Consider the following 15,558-nt stretch of genomic DNA (forward strand, 5'->3'; position numbering starts at 1 on the left):
CCGCTGCCCCTCCCTCGAACCCCCCACCGCCGCCCCCGGCCCGGACCCCCGGACCGGGGGCGGTGCTTTGTCCGGGGCCGGGAATCCGGGCCGGCTGCCCGGACCGGCTGGCCGGCTCGGACCTCCCTCGCGAACCGGCTGGCCGGCTCGAACCTCCCTCGCGGGCGGACCCGTCGGTACGCGGTCGGCGGTCCCGGGCCCGCCTCCGGTGCGGGCTCAGCCGCCCAGCCGGAACCGAACGCCTCCGCGCACAGCCGCACAGCCGCATAGCCGCACACAGAACCCGCACCCCTCGTCCACCCCGCACCCCTCGTCCACCGGCACCCCTCGTCCACCGGCACCCCACACCAGGGGTACTGCACGAGGGGGTTCCGCCCGACGGCTGGGCGGACGTCCGGTGCGAGGAGGCGCTGCCCGGCCTCACGAGGGGGCGGCCGTGCCAAGGCGCCGGGCCCCCGGCACGGCCGTTCCACGGCGGCCCGGGGTCGGGGCGAGCGGGGGTGCCATGGCTGATACTGGACGGGTTATGGACATCGTCATCCTTGCTGTAGTCATCGCCGTGGTCGTGCTCGGCGCGATCGGCGGGCTCATCGTCGGCAGCCGCCGCAAGAAGCCGCTGCCCCCGCCGCCGCCCGCCGCGCCCGACATCACCGCCCCTCCGGCCGAGCCGCACGTCGGCGACGAGGCCGAGACGCCGCGGGAGGAACCGCGGCGCACCATCGAGGAGGTTGACCTACCCGACGGCTCCGCCGTCGTCATCGAGGAGCCGCCCGCCGCGGAGGCTCCCGCCATCGAGATCCCGGCCCCCACCGAGGGCCGCCTGATCCGGCTGCGGGCCCGTCTCTCCCGCTCGCAGAACGCCCTCGGCAAGGGCCTGCTCTCCCTGCTGTCCCGCGAGCACCTCGACGAGGACACCTGGGAGGAGATCGAGGACACCCTGCTCACCGCCGACGTCGGCGTGCAGCCCACCCAGGAGCTCGTCGAGCGGCTGCGGGAGCGCGTGAAGGTTCTCGGCACCCGTACGCCCGAGGAACTGCGCGGTCTGCTCCGCGAGGAGCTGATCACCCTGGTCGGCCCCGACATGGACCGCACCGTGCACACCGAGAACGAGGCGGGCGGCCCCGGCGTCGTGATGGTCGTCGGGGTCAACGGCACCGGCAAGACCACCACCACCGGCAAGCTGGCCCGCGTGCTGGTCGCCGACGGCAACACCGTCGTGCTGGGTGCGGCCGACACCTTCCGCGCCGCCGCCGCCGACCAGCTCCAGACCTGGGGCGAGCGGGTCGGGGCCCACATCGTGCGCGGTCCCGAGGGCGGCGACCCGGCCTCCGTCGCGTTCGACGCGGTCAAGGAGGGCAAGGAGATGGCCGCCGACGCGGTGCTCATCGACACCGCCGGGCGCCTGCACACCAAGACCGGTCTCATGGACGAGCTCGGCAAGGTCAAGCGGGTCGTGGAGAAGCAGGCCCCGCTGGACGAGGTGCTGCTCGTGCTCGACGCCACCACCGGCCAGAACGGCCTGGTCCAGGCGCGGGTGTTCGCCGAGGTCGTCGACATCACCGGCATCGTCCTCACCAAGCTGGACGGCACGGCCAAGGGCGGCATCGTCGTCGCGGTCCAGCGCGAGCTGGGCGTCCCGGTCAAGCTGATCGGGCTCGGCGAGGGCGCGGACGACCTGGCACCGTTCGAACCGGCGGCATTCGTGGACGCTCTCCTCGGGGAGTGACCGCCCGCCGCCCCGCACGCGAAGAAGCGCCCGCCTCCCGGACCGACCGGGGACGGGCGCTTCGCCGTTCCGGCAGCCGGGATGCAGCCGGGATGCAGCCGGGATGGCCGTCCGGTGGGCGGTGAGCGGTCCGATGGACGCGGAGTGCCGGAACCGGGCCATCGGAACCGAGCCATCGGGGCCGGTGTTGGCGGAGTCGAGAGCCGGGAGCCGGGAGCGGCAGGGTAGGCGCGTGCGGGGCGGGCGAGTGCCTGGCGGGCCTGACGGCGTAAGGGCCGGGCCCGCAGCCGGGAGCGAGCCCGGCTCGCCTGCCGGGCGGGGAGAGGGGAGCGCGGCGACGGGCGCCACGGCGACGGGCGCCACGGCGAAGGGAGCGTGGCGACAGGGGCCCCCGGCCTCAGTCGCCGCGCTCCCGCCGGAGCATCCCCGCCGTGCGGGCGCGGGAGCGGTGGGCCACGTAGGCCAGGGTGCCCAGGAGCAGGCGCGCCTCCGGAGGCCGGGTGGCCGAGTCCAGGGCGGGGGAGCGGAGCCAGCGGACCGGACCGAGTCCGGCGCGGTCGAAGGGCGGGGCCGTGACATGCGTGCCGGGGCCGAGGGCGCGGAGGTCCAGGGCGGCCGGGTCGTCCCAGCCCGTGCGGTACAGCAGCCGGGGCAGGGCGGCGGCGGCACCGGGGGCGACGAAGAACTGCGCGCGTCCGTCCGGGGTGGCGGCGACCGGGCCGACGGGCAGGCCCATGCGCTCCAGCCGGGCCAGCGCGTTCAGACCGGCGGGCTCGGCTACCTCCAGCACGTCGAAGGCGAGTCCCACCGGGAGCATCGCGGACGCCCCGGGGAACTCGGCCCAGGTCCGGGTGACCTCGTCCAGCGGAGCCCCGGCGGGGATCCGCGGCGCGAAGTCCAGCGGGTGCGCGCCCGGCGTCGGGCAGTCCGGCCGGCCGCAGGAGCAGGAGCCGGCGGCGGCCCGGGCGCCCGGGAGGACGTCCCAGCCCCACAGGCCGGTGTACTCCGCCACGGTGGTGGCGTCCGACGCGCGGCCGCGGCGGCGCGAGCCGGACCGGATGTCGCGGATGCCCCGGCTGATGCCGATCGTGAAGCCCATGCCCCCTCCAACGGGTCCGGCGCACCGGTGGTTACGTAGCGGACGCGGAATGTGACGCTCTGTTTCCGGCTTCCCGGTGCCGGCCTGCTCAAGCGGCGTCCGGAAGCTCCGGGGGTGGTGCGCCCGACGATATGCGCCCCCGTCTGCGTCACCGCGTCCGCTGTTGGCTGTCCAGTGTCAAGTGAACCGTGGGACGGCAACCGTGAGTTCATTCGAAGGGGTGGCGAATGGTGGCGATTGTGCATCCGCCGTGGCTGGACGGGTGATCGTGGGATTACGGTGTGTGCACGGCTTCTTGGGGCACATGCACTCGTGGGTATGCCGGAGGCAACTCGGTTCTCCGTTCGAAGGGTGGCAACCGCCGGACGGGCGGCCCCGACAACCGGCATTCTGATAAGGCTTGGCGCACTCAGCGACAAGTGGTCTTCAGGGATGGGGGCGTTCCAGTGAGCGGCAACGACGGTGGCGGGACGAGTACGGCGAGTCCGGAGAAACGTCCGAACGAGCTGCTCGCCTCGTGGTTCGTCCGCAGCGGATGGTCCAAGGGCGAACTGGCCCGTCAGGTCAACCGCAGGGCCCGCCAGTTGGGTGCCAACCACATCTCCACCGACACTTCGCGCGTCCGCCGCTGGCTGGACGGCGAGAACCCCCGCGAACCCATCCCCAGGATCCTCTCCGACCTGTTCTCCGAGCGCTTCGGCGTCGTCGTCTCCGTCGAGGACCTGGGCCTGCGCACGACGCGCCCGGCAGCCTCCGCCACCGGCGTCGACCTGCCGTGGACGGGCCCGCAGACCGTGGCCCTGCTCAGCGAGTTCTCGCGCAGCGACCTGATGCTGGCGCGGCGCGGCTTCCTCGGGAGCTCGCTGGCCCTCTCCGCGGGCCCGTCCCTGATCGAGCCCATGCAGCGCTGGCTCGTCCCCACCCCGTCCGCCCCGCAGGCGCACCCGGCGGCGGACCCCTCCTCGGGCCGCGGCCGGGGCCGGCTGTCCAAGCCGGAGCTGGACCTGCTGGAGACCACGACCGTCATGTTCCGGCAGTGGGACGCCCAGTGCGGCGGCGGCCTGCGCCGGAAGGCCGTCGTCGGCCAACTGCACGAGGTGACCGACCTCCTGCAGGAACCCCAGCCCGAGGCCACCACCCGGCGGCTGTTCAAGGTGGCCGCCGAACTCGCCGAACTGGCGGGCTGGATGTCCTACGACGTCGGGCTGCAGCCCACCGCGCAGAAGTACTTCGTCCTCGCGCTGCACGCCGCCAAGGAGGCGGGCGACCGCCCCCTCGGCTCGTACATCCTCTCCAGCATGAGCCGGCAGATGATCCACCTCGGCCGCCCGGACGACGCTTTGGAACTCATCCACCTCGCCCAGTACGGCAGCCGCGACTGCGCCGGCCCGCGCACCCAGTCGATGCTGTACGCGATGGAGGCCCGCGCCTACGCCAACATGGGCCAGCCCGGCCGGTGCAAGCGGGCGGTCCGCATGGCCGAGGACACCTTCGCCGAAGCCGTCGAGTGGGACGAGCCCGACCCCGGCTGGATCAGCTTCTTCACCGAGGCCGAGCTGTACGGCGAGAACTCCCACTCCTTCCGGGACCTGGCCTATGTCGCCGGCCGCAGCCCCACCTACGCCTCCCTCGCCGAGCCGCTGATGCAGCGCGCCGTGGAACTCTTCGCCCGGGACAGCGTCGAGCACCAGCGCTCCTACGCCCTCAACCTGATCGGCATGGCCACCGTCCACCTCCTCCAGCGCGAGCCCGAGCAGGGCGCGGCCCTCGCCACCGACGCCATCCGCGCGGCCAGGAAGGTCCGTTCGGAACGTCTGAACACCCGTATCCGAAAGACGGTGGACACCGCCGCCCGCGACTTCGGCGACCTCGCCGCCGTCGTCGACCTCACCGAGCGGCTCGCCACCGAGCTGTCCGAGACCGCCGAAGCGGTCTGACCGCGGCGGAACCCGCAGACCCCGGCCGCGGCCGGCCCTCCCGAACTGCCCGACTCGGCTCCCCCATGCCAGTCATTTCGGAGGCCGGCCGCGGCCGGTCCCGTTCCCGCGTCCGCGGCACCGGCCGCCCGCGGCGACGGGGCCCGGTTCACCGACGCGTAACACGCCACACCTCTTCGTCACGACGGCGAAACACCGAGGGGCGCCCGCCGAAACGGCGCTGCGCGAATCTCATGGCGCACGACCGGCCCACCCCTCCATCCGCTCGAGGCTCCCCCCGCACGGGCCGTACACAAGACGAGGAGACGCCGATGGCACCAGCCGTCGCCCTGGCCGCGGACGCGCCCACGCTGTCCGCCGCCAACACAGGGTTCATGCTCATCTGTTCCGCCCTGGTGATGCTCATGACGCCAGGCCTGGCCTTCTTCTACGGAGGCATGGTCCGCGTCAAGAGCACCCTGAACATGCTGATGATGAGCTTCATCAGCCTGGGCATCGTCACCGTCCTCTGGGTGCTCTACGGCTTCTCCATGGCGTTCGGCACCGACTCCGGCAGCCTCATCGGCTGGAACTCCGACTGGGTCGGCCTCAGCGGCATCGGCCTCACCGATCTGTGGGACGGCACCACCATCCCGCTCTTCGTGTTCCTGGTCTTCCAGATGATGTTCGCCGTCCTCACCCCCGCCCTGATCAGCGGCGCCCTCGCGGACCGCGTGAAGTTCACCGCCTGGGCGCTGTTCGTCGCCCTGTGGGTCACCGTCGTCTACTTCCCGGTCGCCCACTGGGTCTGGGGCTCCGGCGGCTGGGCCTTCGAACTCGGCGTCATCGACTTCGCCGGCGGCACGGCCGTCCACATCAACGCGGGTGCCGCCGCGCTCGGCGTGATCCTCGTCATCGGCAAGCGCATCGGCTTCAAGAAGGACCCGATGCGCCCGCACAGCCTCCCGCTGGTCATGCTCGGCGCCGCCCTGCTGTGGTTCGGCTGGTTCGGCTTCAACTCCGGCTCGTGGCTCGGCAACGACGACGGCGTCGGCGCGCTGATGTTCGTCAACACCCAGGTCGCCACCGGCGCCGCGGTCCTCGGCTGGCTCACCTACGAGAAGATCCGCCACGGCGCCTTCACCACGCTGGGCGCCGCCTCCGGTGCCGTCGCCGGCCTCGTCGCCATCACCCCCGCGGGCGGCGCGGTCTCCCCGCTCGGCGCCATCGCGGTCGGCCTGATCGCCGGTGTCCTGTGCGCCATGGCCGTCGGCCTGAAGTACCGCTTCGGCTACGACGACTCCCTCGACGTCGTCGGCGTCCACCTCGTCGGCGGCATCATCGGCTCCCTGCTCGTCGGCTTCTTCGCCACCGGCAAGGGCCAGTCCGACGTCGCCGGCCTCTTCTACGGCGGCGGCCTCGACCAGTTCTGGAAGCAGTGCGCCGGCGTCTTCGGCGTCCTCGCCTACTCCCTGGCCGTCTCCGCGCTGCTCGCCCTGCTCCTCGACCGGACCATGGGCATGCGGGTCCCCGAGGACGACGAGGTCGCCGGCATCGACCAGGCCGAACACGCCGAGACCGCCTACGACTTCAGCGGCACCGGCGGCGGATCCCGCACCGCCGCCGCCCCCGCTCCCGCCGCCCCGGCCGAAAGCAAGAAGGTGGACGCATGAAGCTCATCATCGCCGTCGTGAAGCCGCACCGGCTCGACGAGATCAAGGAGGCCCTCCAGGCCTTCGGAGTGCACGGCCTGACCGTCACCGAGGCCAGCGGCTACGGCCGCCAGCGCGGCCACACCGAGGTCTACCGGGGCGCCGAGTACACCGTCGACCTCGTCCCCAAGATCCGCATCGAGGTGCTGGTGGAGGACGACGACGCCGAACAGCTCATCGACGTGATCGTCAAGGCGGCCCGCACCGGCAAGATCGGGGACGGCAAGGTCTGGTCCCTGCCGGTCGAGACGGCCGTACGGGTCCGCACCGGCGAACGCGGCCCCGACGCCCTCTGACGGCACGCACTGCATCGCACCGCACGGAACGGGAGTCGCCGGGTGACGGGTACGGACACGCACGACACGGACACGACGGAACCCGGCGGCTACGCGGCGGCCCGGCTGCGCCTCCTCACCGAGGACGCGCGGCCGGGGCCGCACCGCCGCACCGCCCTCGCGGACCTCACCGACGCCTGGCTCACCGCCCTGTTCACGGCAGCCGGTCCGGTTCCCCGGGGCGTCAGCCTGATCGCCGTCGGAGGATACGGACGCGGCGAACTCTCCCCGCGCAGCGACCTCGACCTGCTCCTCCTGCACGACGGCGGCGACAGCGAGGCCGTCGCCGCCCTGGCCGACCGCCTCTGGTACCCCGTGTGGGACCTCGGCCTCGCCCTCGACCACTCGGTACGCACCCCCGCCGAGGCCCGCCGGACCGCCGCCGACGACCTCAAGGTCCAACTGGGTCTGCTCGACGCCCGGCACCTCGCCGGAGACCTCGGCCTCACCACCGCCCTGCGCACCACCGTGCTCGCCGACTGGCGGAACCTCGCCCCCCGGCGCCTGCCGGAGCTGCGGGCCCTGTGCGCCGAGCGCGCCGCACGCCAGGGCGAACTGCGCTACCTGCTGGAACCCGACCTCAAGGAGGCCCGCGGCGGCCTCAGGGACGCCACCGCACTCCGCGCCGTGGCCGCCTCCTGGCTCGCCGACGCCCCCCGCGAGGGCCTCGCCGACGCCCGCCGCCACCTCCTCGACGTACGCGACGCCCTGCACCTGGCCACCGGCCGCGCGACCGACCGGCTCGCCCTCCAGGAACAGGACCAGGTCGCCGCCAGGCTCGGCCTCCTCGACGCCGACGCCCTGCTGCGCCAGGTCTACGAGGCGGCCGGCGTCATCACCTACGCGAGCGACGTCACCTGGCGCGAGGTGGGACGCGTCCTGCGCTCCCGCGCCGCCCGGCCCACCCTGCGCACCCTCCTCGGCGGCCGGCGCACCGCCGAGCGGACCCCCCTCGCCGAAAGCGTCGTCGACCAGGACGGCGAAGCGGTCCTCGCCCGCACCGCCCGCCCGGAACGCGACCCCGTGCTCCCGCTGCGCGCCGCGGCCGCCGCCGCCCAGGCCGGACTCCCGCTCTCCCGCCACGCCGTGCGGCACCTGGCCGCCACCGCGCCCCCGCTGCCCGCCCCCTGGCCCGCCGAGGCCCGCGAGCAGCTCGTCACCCTGCTCGGATCCGGACCTCCGGCCGTCGACGTGTGGGAGGCCCTGGACGCCGAGGGCCTGATCAGCCGGCTGCTGCCCGACTGGGAACGTGTGCGCTGCCGCCCGCAGCGCAACGCCGTCCACGTCTGGACCGTCGACCGGCACCTCGTCGAGACCGCCGTGCGCGCCTCCGCGCTCACCCGCCGCGTCCACCGCCCCGACCTGCTCCTGGTCGCCGCCCTGCTGCACGACATCGGCAAGGGCTGGCCCGGCGACCACTCGGTGGCCGGCGAGGTCATCGCCAAGGACATGGCCGCCCGCCTCGGCTTCGACGGCCCCGACGTCGCCGTGGTCTCCACCCTCGTCCGCCACCACCTGCTCCTCGTCGAGACCGCCACCCGGCGCGACCTGGACGACCCGGCCACCGTGCGCGCGGTCGCCGGCGCCGTCGGATCGCCCGGCACCCTGGAACTGCTGCACGCCCTCACCGAGGCCGACGCCCTCGCCACCGGGCCCGCCGCCTGGTCCGCGTGGCGCGCCTCCCTGGTCACCGAGCTGGTGCACCGCGTCGCGGCGGTGCTGGCCGGCGATCCGCCCGCCGACCCGGAGGAGACGGCGCCCACCACCGAACAGGAACGGCTCGCCGTCGAGGCCGCCGCCACCGGCGGGCCGGTGCTCGCCCTGCGCACCCGGCCGGAGCCGTCCGGGCCGGGGGAGACCCCCGTCGGCCCCGAGCCGCTCGGCGTGGAACTCCTCGTCGCCGTGCCCGACCAGCCGGGCGTGCTGCCCGCGGTCGCCGGGGTGCTCGCCCTGCACCGGCTCACCGTCCGCACCGCCGGGCTGCGCGCGGTGGACCTCCCCGACGGCGTCGACGGCTCCGTGCTGCTGCTGGACTGGCGGGTGGCCGCCGAGTACGGCTCCCTGCCCCAGGCCGCCCGGCTGCGCGCGGACCTGGTGCGCGCCCTCGACGGCAGCCTGCGCGTCGCCGGCCGCCTCGCCGAGCGGGACGCCGCCCACCCGCGCCGCCCCGGCCGGGCGGCCCCGCCGCCCCGGGTGACCGTCGCCCCCGCCGCCTCCCGGCACGCCACGGTGATCGAGGTACGGGCGCAGGACGCCCCGGGGCTGCTGTTCCGCATCGGGCGGGCCCTGGAGGACGCCGGGGTCCGGGTGCGCAGCGCGCACGTCAGCACCCTGGGCGCCAACGCCGTCGACGCGTTCTACGTCACGCGCGAGGACGGGGTGCCGCTGCCCCACGACGCGGCCCGGGCCGTGGCCCGCACCCTGGAGACCGCCCTGCGGGAGTGACCGGGCGCCCCGCACCCGCGCCCCCGCCCTCCCGCCGGGCCCCCGAGTACGGCGGGCGGGGAGGAATTGCCCGCGGGGCCGGATACTCTGGAGGGCAGTCCAGAACGCCCCCGACCCCGAGGACCGACGCCGCCGTGTTCGACACCCTCTCCGACCGCCTCAGCGCGACCTTCAAAAACCTCCGCGGAAAAGGCCGGCTGAGCGAAGCGGACATCGACGCCACGGCGCGCGAGATCCGTATCGCCCTCCTCGAGGCCGACGTCGCCCTGCCGGTGGTGCGCGCGTTCATCAAGAACGTCAAGGAACGCGCGCTCGGCGTCGAGGTCTCCAAGGCGCTCAATCCCGCCCAGCAGATCATCAAGATCGTCAACGACGAGCTGGTCCAGGTGCTCGGCGGTGAGACCCGTCGGCTGCGCTTCGCCAAGCAGCCCCCCACCGTGATCATGCTCGCGGGTCTGCAGGGTGCCGGTAAGACCACCCTCGCGGGCAAGCTCGGCAAGTGGCTCAAGGACCAGGGGCACTCCCCGGTCCTGGTCGCGGCCGACCTCCAGCGCCCGAACGCCGTCAACCAGCTGAGCGTGGTCGCCGAGCGCGCCGGTGTGGCCGTCTACGCCCCCGAGCCGGGCAACGGGGTCGGCGACCCGGTGAAGGTCGCCAAGGACTCCATCGAGTTCGCCCGGACCAAGGTCCACGACATCGTGATCGTGGACACCGCCGGACGCCTGGGCATCGACCAGGAGATGATGCGGCAGGCCGCAGACATCCGCGACGCGGTCTCGCCCGACGAGATCCTGTTCGTCGTCGACGCGATGATCGGTCAGGACGCCGTCAACACCGCCGAGGCGTTCCGCGACGGCGTCGGCTTCGACGGCGTGGTGCTCTCCAAGCTGGACGGCGACGCCCGCGGTGGTGCCGCGCTGTCCATCCGCCAGGTCACCGGCAAGCCGATCATGTTCGCCTCCAACGGCGAGAAGCTGGACGACTTCGACGCCTTCCACCCGGACCGGATGGCCTCCCGCATCCTCGACATGGGTGACCTGCTCACCCTGATCGAGCAGGCGGAGAAGACCTTCAGCCAGGAAGAGGCCGAGAAGATGGCCTCCAAGCTGGCGTCCAAGAAGGGCCAGGACTTCACCCTGGACGACTTCCTGGCCCAGATGGAGCAGGTCCGCAAGATGGGCTCCATCTCCAAGCTGCTCGGCATGCTCCCGGGCATGGGGCAGATGAAGGACCAGCTCAACAATCTCGACGAGCGGGACGTCGACCGCACGGCCGCCATCATCAAGTCGATGACCCCGGCAGAGCGCCAGGAGCCGACGATCATCAACGGCTCCCGCCGCGCCCGGATCGCCAAGGGTTCCGGTGTCGAGGTCAGCGCCGTGAAGAACCTCGTCGAGCGGTTCTTCGAGGCCCGCAAGATGATGTCCCGCATGGCGCAGGGCGGGGGCATGCCGGGGATGCCCGGGATGCCGGGCATGGGCGGCGGCCCCGGCCGGCAGAAGAAGAAGCAGAAGCAGGCCAAGGGCAAGCAGCGCTCCGGCAACCCGATGAAGCGCAAGCAGCAGGAGCAGGAGGAGGCCGCCCGCCGCGCGGCGGCGGCCGAGGGCGGCAACGCCTTCGGGCTGCCGCAGCAGGGCGCCAAGGACTTCGAACTGCCCGAGGAGTTCAAGAAGTTCATGGGCTGACGGGCCGGCGGCCCGCCCCGCCCCACGTCCGCCGAGGGCGCCCCTCCCGTGGGAGGCGGCGCCCTCCGGGCGTTTCAGGGGGTGCGGGCGATCAGGTACCGGAAGACGTTCGGCATCCACACCGTGCCGTCCGGGCGCTGGTACGGGTGCAGCGCCTCGGTCAGCTCCTTGGCGACCTGCACCTGGTCCGTCGCCGCGATCGCCGGGTCGAACAGGCCGGTCGACAGCAGGCCCCGCAGCGCGCTGTCCGGGTCGGCGTAGCCGAACGGGCAGGCCACCCGCCCCGAGCCGTCGGGCCGCAGACCCGCCCGGGCGGCGACGTCCTCCAGGTCGTCGCGGTGCGCGGGACGCCAGGTGCCGCTGCCGCGCAGCGGCTGGGCCGCCTCGGTGGCGGTGCGCAGCACCGAGAGCGTGGCGCACCGTTCCGGCGGCCCCCACCCGGCCAGCACCACGGCGGCGCCGCGTCCGGCGAGCGGTACGGCCTCGGCGAGCAGGCCCGCCAGGGCGTCCGCGTCCCCGGCCAGGCAGCCGATCGGTTCGAAGGCGGTGACCACGGTGTACGGGTGCCGCGGGCCGGGGGCCGCGTCGCGCGGTTCACCGCTCACGATGCGGGTGTCCGGGCGCCCGCGCGGCTCCCGGTCCTCCGGCAGCAGCCGCTCGCGGGCCAGGCGCAGCCGGTCGGTGCCGGTGTCGACCCCGGTGACGGAGGCGCCGCGCGAGGCGGCCATCAGCAGCGCGAGTCCGGAACCGCAGCCGAGGCCGAGGAGCCGGGTCGCCGGCCCCACGTCGAGCCGTTCGTGGACGGCCTCGTAGAGCGGGACGAGCATCCGCTCCTGGATCTCGGACCAGTCACGCGCGCGTGCACGCAGGTCCACGCGGGGGGCGGCGCCCGCCTGAGGCAGGTGCTGCCGCACGAGCGTAGGTGTCATAGGTAAGCGCCCCAATCAGCCGAGAGTTGCCGCTGTGCCCGATTCCTTGGCCCCCGTGCAATGCGCTCGCACTCCCCCCCGTATGCCAGGTAACTCCGCCCTCGACCCGGCGTCCAGTGGAAGGAGGCGGTGGCTTGGGAGTCGCTCGTGCCAGTGGCAAGAATTCACCTCGCGGCAACACGCTCGCCCCGGGCCGGCGGCCCGAAAGGGGCGGGGCGGGGCGGCGGCCGGGCCGGGGGACCGGTAACGTCACCGTCGTACGACTCGTCCGGTGGTACCGCCGGACCGGTCGCGGCGACCTCCTGCCGGGCCGGGTGCGGGCGCGCGTCCGGCCGGCAGAACGGCCGAAACGCCTCTTGCGTCCCCGTCGTCCCTGGCATGCTCGGCGCACCCGCTCGGTCCGGGGGCCGGGCCGTACGTCGGTCTACGTACCGCTCTGCGGCGAGCTGCGAGGCTTCTCCGCAGATCGGCGCACGCGCCCTCGTCGCGACGCATCAGTGCGAACTGACGGGTACGTGCAAAATATTTGCGATGGCCCGGAATCGGAACACACAGCCACCCCGGCTCGTTGTCATTACGTGAGCACGACACAGACACCACCTGTACTCGCCGCAGAACTGGCGCAGGCGTGGGCCGACATTCAGCGGCACCACCCCGAACTGCCGGATCTTGCCGCGCCCGAGTCCCTGATCGGGGAGTCGTCGTCCGCGTGCGGTCACGAGCTCTCCTTCGAGCGACTGCTGCACGAGGCAGTCCATGGCGTCGCCGCCGCGCGCGGTGTACGCGACACGTCCCGAGCGGGCCGCTACCACAACCGCCGGTTCCTCGCGATCGCCGAGGAGCTGGGCCTGGACCACCCCGAGGAGCCGCACCCGAGCAGCGGCTTCTCGCTGGTCACGCTCACTCCCGAGGCGAAGCGCCGGTACCGCCCGACCATCGAACGCCTCCAGCGCGCGCTGAAGGCCCACTCCGCCGCAACCGCCGGCGACACCGCGCGCAGCTTCCGCGGTCCCGCCGCACGGCACGGATCCTCCGGAGGAGGTGTACGCGTCAAGGCGGTGTGCGACTGCGGACGCAACGTCCGCGTCGTCCCGTCCGTCCTGGCCCAGGCCCCCATCGTCTGCGGCGGCTGCGGCAAGCCGTTCCGCATTCCGGAGGTCGTGGCAGCGGCAGGCTGACCCCGCCCGGCATCTCGTGGGTGCCGGAGGGTCGGGTGCCGGTGTGCCGAGGCGCTCCGCCCACGCGCGGAGCGCCTCGGCGTCGTGCCCGCTCGCACCCGTGGTCCGCGGCCCCTCACGGGTGTGGCAGAATGGCCTGCTGTACTCGACAGCCGCACAGGACCCCTCTCTCCTCCGGCTGACGCGTCCGTCGGGCACTCGGGTACCGCAACCCCACGCGGCCTTCCCGCCGTGCCCAACCACGTCAAAACCAGGAGATTCCACTCCCGTGGCAGTCAAGATCAAGCTGAAGCGTCTGGGCAAGATCCGTTCGCCCCACTACCGCATCGTCGTCGCCGACGCCCGCACCCGCCGTGACGGCCGGGCGATCGAGGAGATCGGCAAGTACCACCCGACGTACAACCCGTCGGTGATGGAGGTCGACAGCGAGCGCGTGGCGTACTGGCTCGGTGTCGGCGCCCAGCCGACGGAGGCCGTCCGCGCCATCCTGCAGAAGACCGGCGACTGGCAGAAGTTCAAGGGCGAGCCCGCCCCGGCGCCGCTGCTGCAGCCCGAGGAGAAGGCGGCCCGCCCCTCCTTCGAGGCGATCGGCGGCGACGACGACGCCAAGGGTGAGGCCATCACCCGGAAGAAGAAGGCGGACAAGAAGGACGAGGCCGCGGCCGACTCCTCCGCGTCCGAGCCGACCGAGGCCTGAGCATGCTCGAGGAGGCTCTCGAGCACCTCGTGAAGGGCATCGTCGACCACCCTGACGATGTGCAGGTCGCCTCGCGCAACCTGCGCCGCGGACGTGTGCTCGAGGTCCGGGTCCACCCGGACGACCTCGGCAAGGTGATCGGCCGCAACGGCCGCACCGCACGCGCTCTGCGCACCGTCGTGGGCGCCATCGGCGGCCGCGGTGTCCGCGTCGACCTCGTCGACGTGGACCACGTCCGCTGACGCTTATCGCAAACCGGCTCGGGCCGGGGAGGGCCACCGGCCGTCCCCGGCCCGAAGTCGTCCCGACAGGAGATACCGCACCGTGCAGCTGGTAGTCGCACGCATCGGCCGCGCCCACGGCATCAAGGGCGAGGTCACCGTCGAGGTCCGCACCGACGAGCCCGAGCTGCGGCTCGGCCCCGGCGCCGTCCTGGCCACCGACCCGCCCTCGGCCGGACCGCTGACCATCGAGACCGGCCGGGTCCACAGCGGGCGCCTCCTGCTGCGCTTCGAGGGCGTGCGCGACCGCACCGGCGCCGAGGCGCTGCGCAACACCCTCCTCATCGCCGACGTCGACCCCGACGAGCGGCCCGAGGACGAGGACGAGTACTACGACCACCAGCTGATCGACCTCGACGTGGTCACCGTGGACGGCACCGCCGTCGGCCGGATCACCGAGATCTCCCACCTGCCCGCCCAGGACCTCTTCGTGGTGGAACGCCCCGACGGCAGCGAGGTCTACGTGCCGTTCGTCGAGGAGATCGTCACCGTCATCGACCTGGAGGAACAGCGCGCGGTCATCGACCCGCCCCCGGGCCTCATCGACGACCGCGCCGAGATCGCCTCCGCGCGCGACGCCGCCGACGGGACCCGCGACGCCGCCGACGGGACCCGCGACGACGCCGGGGACGACGCCTGATGCGGCTCGACGTCGTCACGATCTTCCCCGAGTACCTCGAACCACTGAACGTCTCCCTGGTCGGCAAGGCCCGCGCCCGCGGACAGCTCGACGTCCGCGTGCACGACCTGCGCGCCTGGACCCACGACCGGCACCACACCGTCGACGACACCCCCTACGGGGGCGGCCCCGGCATGGTGATGAAGCCCGAACCGTGGGGCGAGGCCCTCGACACGGTCCTCGCGGACGGCTACGAGACCGGGGCCGGCGCACCGGCGCTGATCGTGCCCGCCCCCAGCGGGCACCCCTTCACCCAGGACCTCGCCGTCGAACTGTCCGAGCGCCCCTGGCTGATCTTCGCCCCGGCCCGCTACGAGGGCATCGACCGCCGGGTCGTCGACGAGTACGCGACCCGGATGCCCGTGTACGAGGTGTCCATCGGGGACTACGTCCTGGCCGGCGGCGAGGCGGCGGTGCTCGTCGTCACCGAGGCCGTGGCCCGCCTGCTGCCCGGCGTGCTGGGCAACGCCGAGTCGCACCGCGACGACTCCTTCGCCCCCGGCGCCATGGCCAACCTCCTGGAGGGCCCCGTGCACACCAAGCCGCCGCTGTGGCGGGGGCGGGGCATCCCGGACGTGCTGCTCAGCGGCCACCACGGCAGGATCGCCCGCTGGCGCCGCGACGAGGCGCTCAAGCGCACCACCGCCCACCGCCCGGACCTCATCGCACGCTGCGAGCCCGGGGCGTTCGACCGCAAGGACCGCGAGATGCTGTCGATCCTGGGCTGGGAACCGGACCCCGAGGGCGAGCCGTACGGCCGATTTTGGCGCAGGACCGACGCCGTGGAAGAATAGGCCGCTGTTGTGCGTCGTTCCGGCGTGCGCCCCTGCCGCAGGGGGACACGACGCCCGCCCGCACCGCACATCCCCGATCCGA

General features: G+C 73.5%; 13 protein-coding genes. 11 read left to right on the forward strand and 2 right to left on the reverse strand.

Features of this window, described 5'->3' with window-relative positions:
- The first annotated feature begins 526 nt into the window (after positions 1–526).
- A complete protein-coding gene (gene ftsY / locus AB0F01_RS10600; RefSeq protein WP_362092273.1) occupies positions 527–1,726 on the forward strand; it encodes a signal recognition particle-docking protein FtsY in 1,200 nt (399 codons plus the stop codon).
- Positions 1,727–2,123: 397 nt separating this feature from the next.
- Here the strand turns inward: ftsY and AB0F01_RS10605 are convergent, their stop codons facing one another.
- Positions 2,124–2,825 carry a bifunctional DNA primase/polymerase gene (locus AB0F01_RS10605; protein WP_362092276.1) on the reverse strand — a complete coding sequence of 234 codons (702 nt, stop codon included), beginning with the start codon at positions 2,823–2,825 and terminating at the stop codon, positions 2,124–2,126.
- A 446-nt stretch (positions 2,826–3,271) separates the two neighbouring features.
- On the opposite strand from AB0F01_RS10605, the gene AB0F01_RS10610 reads away from it, so the two are divergent.
- The 5 genes from AB0F01_RS10610 (at position 3,272) to ffh (ending at position 10,918) form a co-directional block, all read left to right on the forward strand.
- On the forward strand, positions 3,272–4,762 hold the full coding sequence (locus tag AB0F01_RS10610) for a hypothetical protein (RefSeq protein WP_362092279.1): 1,491 nt from the start codon (positions 3,272–3,274) through the stop codon (positions 4,760–4,762).
- Positions 4,763–5,073: 311 nt separating this feature from the next.
- Positions 5,074–6,414, forward strand: a complete 1,341-nt coding sequence (locus AB0F01_RS10615) for an ammonium transporter (RefSeq protein WP_362092282.1) — start codon at positions 5,074–5,076, stop codon at positions 6,412–6,414.
- A complete protein-coding gene (locus AB0F01_RS10620; RefSeq protein WP_362092285.1) occupies positions 6,411–6,749 on the forward strand; it encodes a P-II family nitrogen regulator in 339 nt (112 codons plus the stop codon). The genes AB0F01_RS10615 and AB0F01_RS10620 overlap by 4 nt, the downstream gene beginning before the upstream one ends.
- A 42-nt stretch (positions 6,750–6,791) precedes the next feature.
- Complete coding sequence (locus AB0F01_RS10625) at positions 6,792–9,233, forward strand: [protein-PII] uridylyltransferase (protein ID WP_362092288.1); 2,442 nt, start codon at positions 6,792–6,794, stop codon at positions 9,231–9,233.
- A gap of 134 nt (positions 9,234–9,367) precedes the next feature.
- Positions 9,368–10,918, forward strand: a complete 1,551-nt coding sequence (gene ffh / locus AB0F01_RS10630) for a signal recognition particle protein (protein WP_362092291.1) — start codon at positions 9,368–9,370, stop codon at positions 10,916–10,918.
- Positions 10,919–10,992: 74 nt separating this feature from the next.
- On the opposite strand, the gene AB0F01_RS10635 is transcribed toward ffh, so the two are convergent.
- On the reverse strand, positions 10,993–11,847 hold the full coding sequence (locus AB0F01_RS10635; RefSeq protein WP_362092294.1) for an SAM-dependent methyltransferase: 855 nt from the start codon (positions 11,845–11,847) through the stop codon (positions 10,993–10,995).
- A gap of 578 nt (positions 11,848–12,425) precedes the next feature.
- On the opposite strand from AB0F01_RS10635, the gene AB0F01_RS10640 reads away from it, so the two are divergent.
- The 5 genes from AB0F01_RS10640 (at position 12,426) to trmD (ending at position 15,476) form a co-directional block, all read left to right on the forward strand.
- Complete coding sequence (locus AB0F01_RS10640) at positions 12,426–13,025, forward strand: hypothetical protein (protein WP_362092297.1); 600 nt, start codon at positions 12,426–12,428, stop codon at positions 13,023–13,025.
- Positions 13,026–13,293: 268 nt separating this feature from the next.
- Complete coding sequence (rpsP, locus tag AB0F01_RS10645) at positions 13,294–13,722, forward strand: 30S ribosomal protein S16 (protein ID WP_362092300.1); 429 nt, start codon at positions 13,294–13,296, stop codon at positions 13,720–13,722.
- A 2-nt stretch (positions 13,723–13,724) separates the two neighbouring features.
- Entirely contained in the window at positions 13,725–13,964 is a 240-nt protein-coding gene (locus AB0F01_RS10650; protein ID WP_055606155.1) for an RNA-binding protein, read from the forward strand.
- A gap of 82 nt (positions 13,965–14,046) precedes the next feature.
- Positions 14,047–14,643, forward strand: a complete 597-nt coding sequence (gene rimM / locus AB0F01_RS10655; protein ID WP_362092303.1) for a ribosome maturation factor RimM — start codon at positions 14,047–14,049, stop codon at positions 14,641–14,643.
- A complete protein-coding gene (trmD, locus tag AB0F01_RS10660; RefSeq protein ID WP_362092306.1) occupies positions 14,643–15,476 on the forward strand; it encodes a tRNA (guanosine(37)-N1)-methyltransferase TrmD in 834 nt (277 codons plus the stop codon). The genes rimM and trmD overlap by 1 nt, the downstream gene beginning before the upstream one ends.
- Positions 15,477–15,558 lie beyond the last annotated feature (82 nt).

The sequence above is a fragment of the Streptomyces sp. NPDC029526 genome (assembly GCF_040637405.1).
GTDB lineage: Bacteria > Actinomycetota > Actinomycetes > Streptomycetales > Streptomycetaceae > Streptomyces.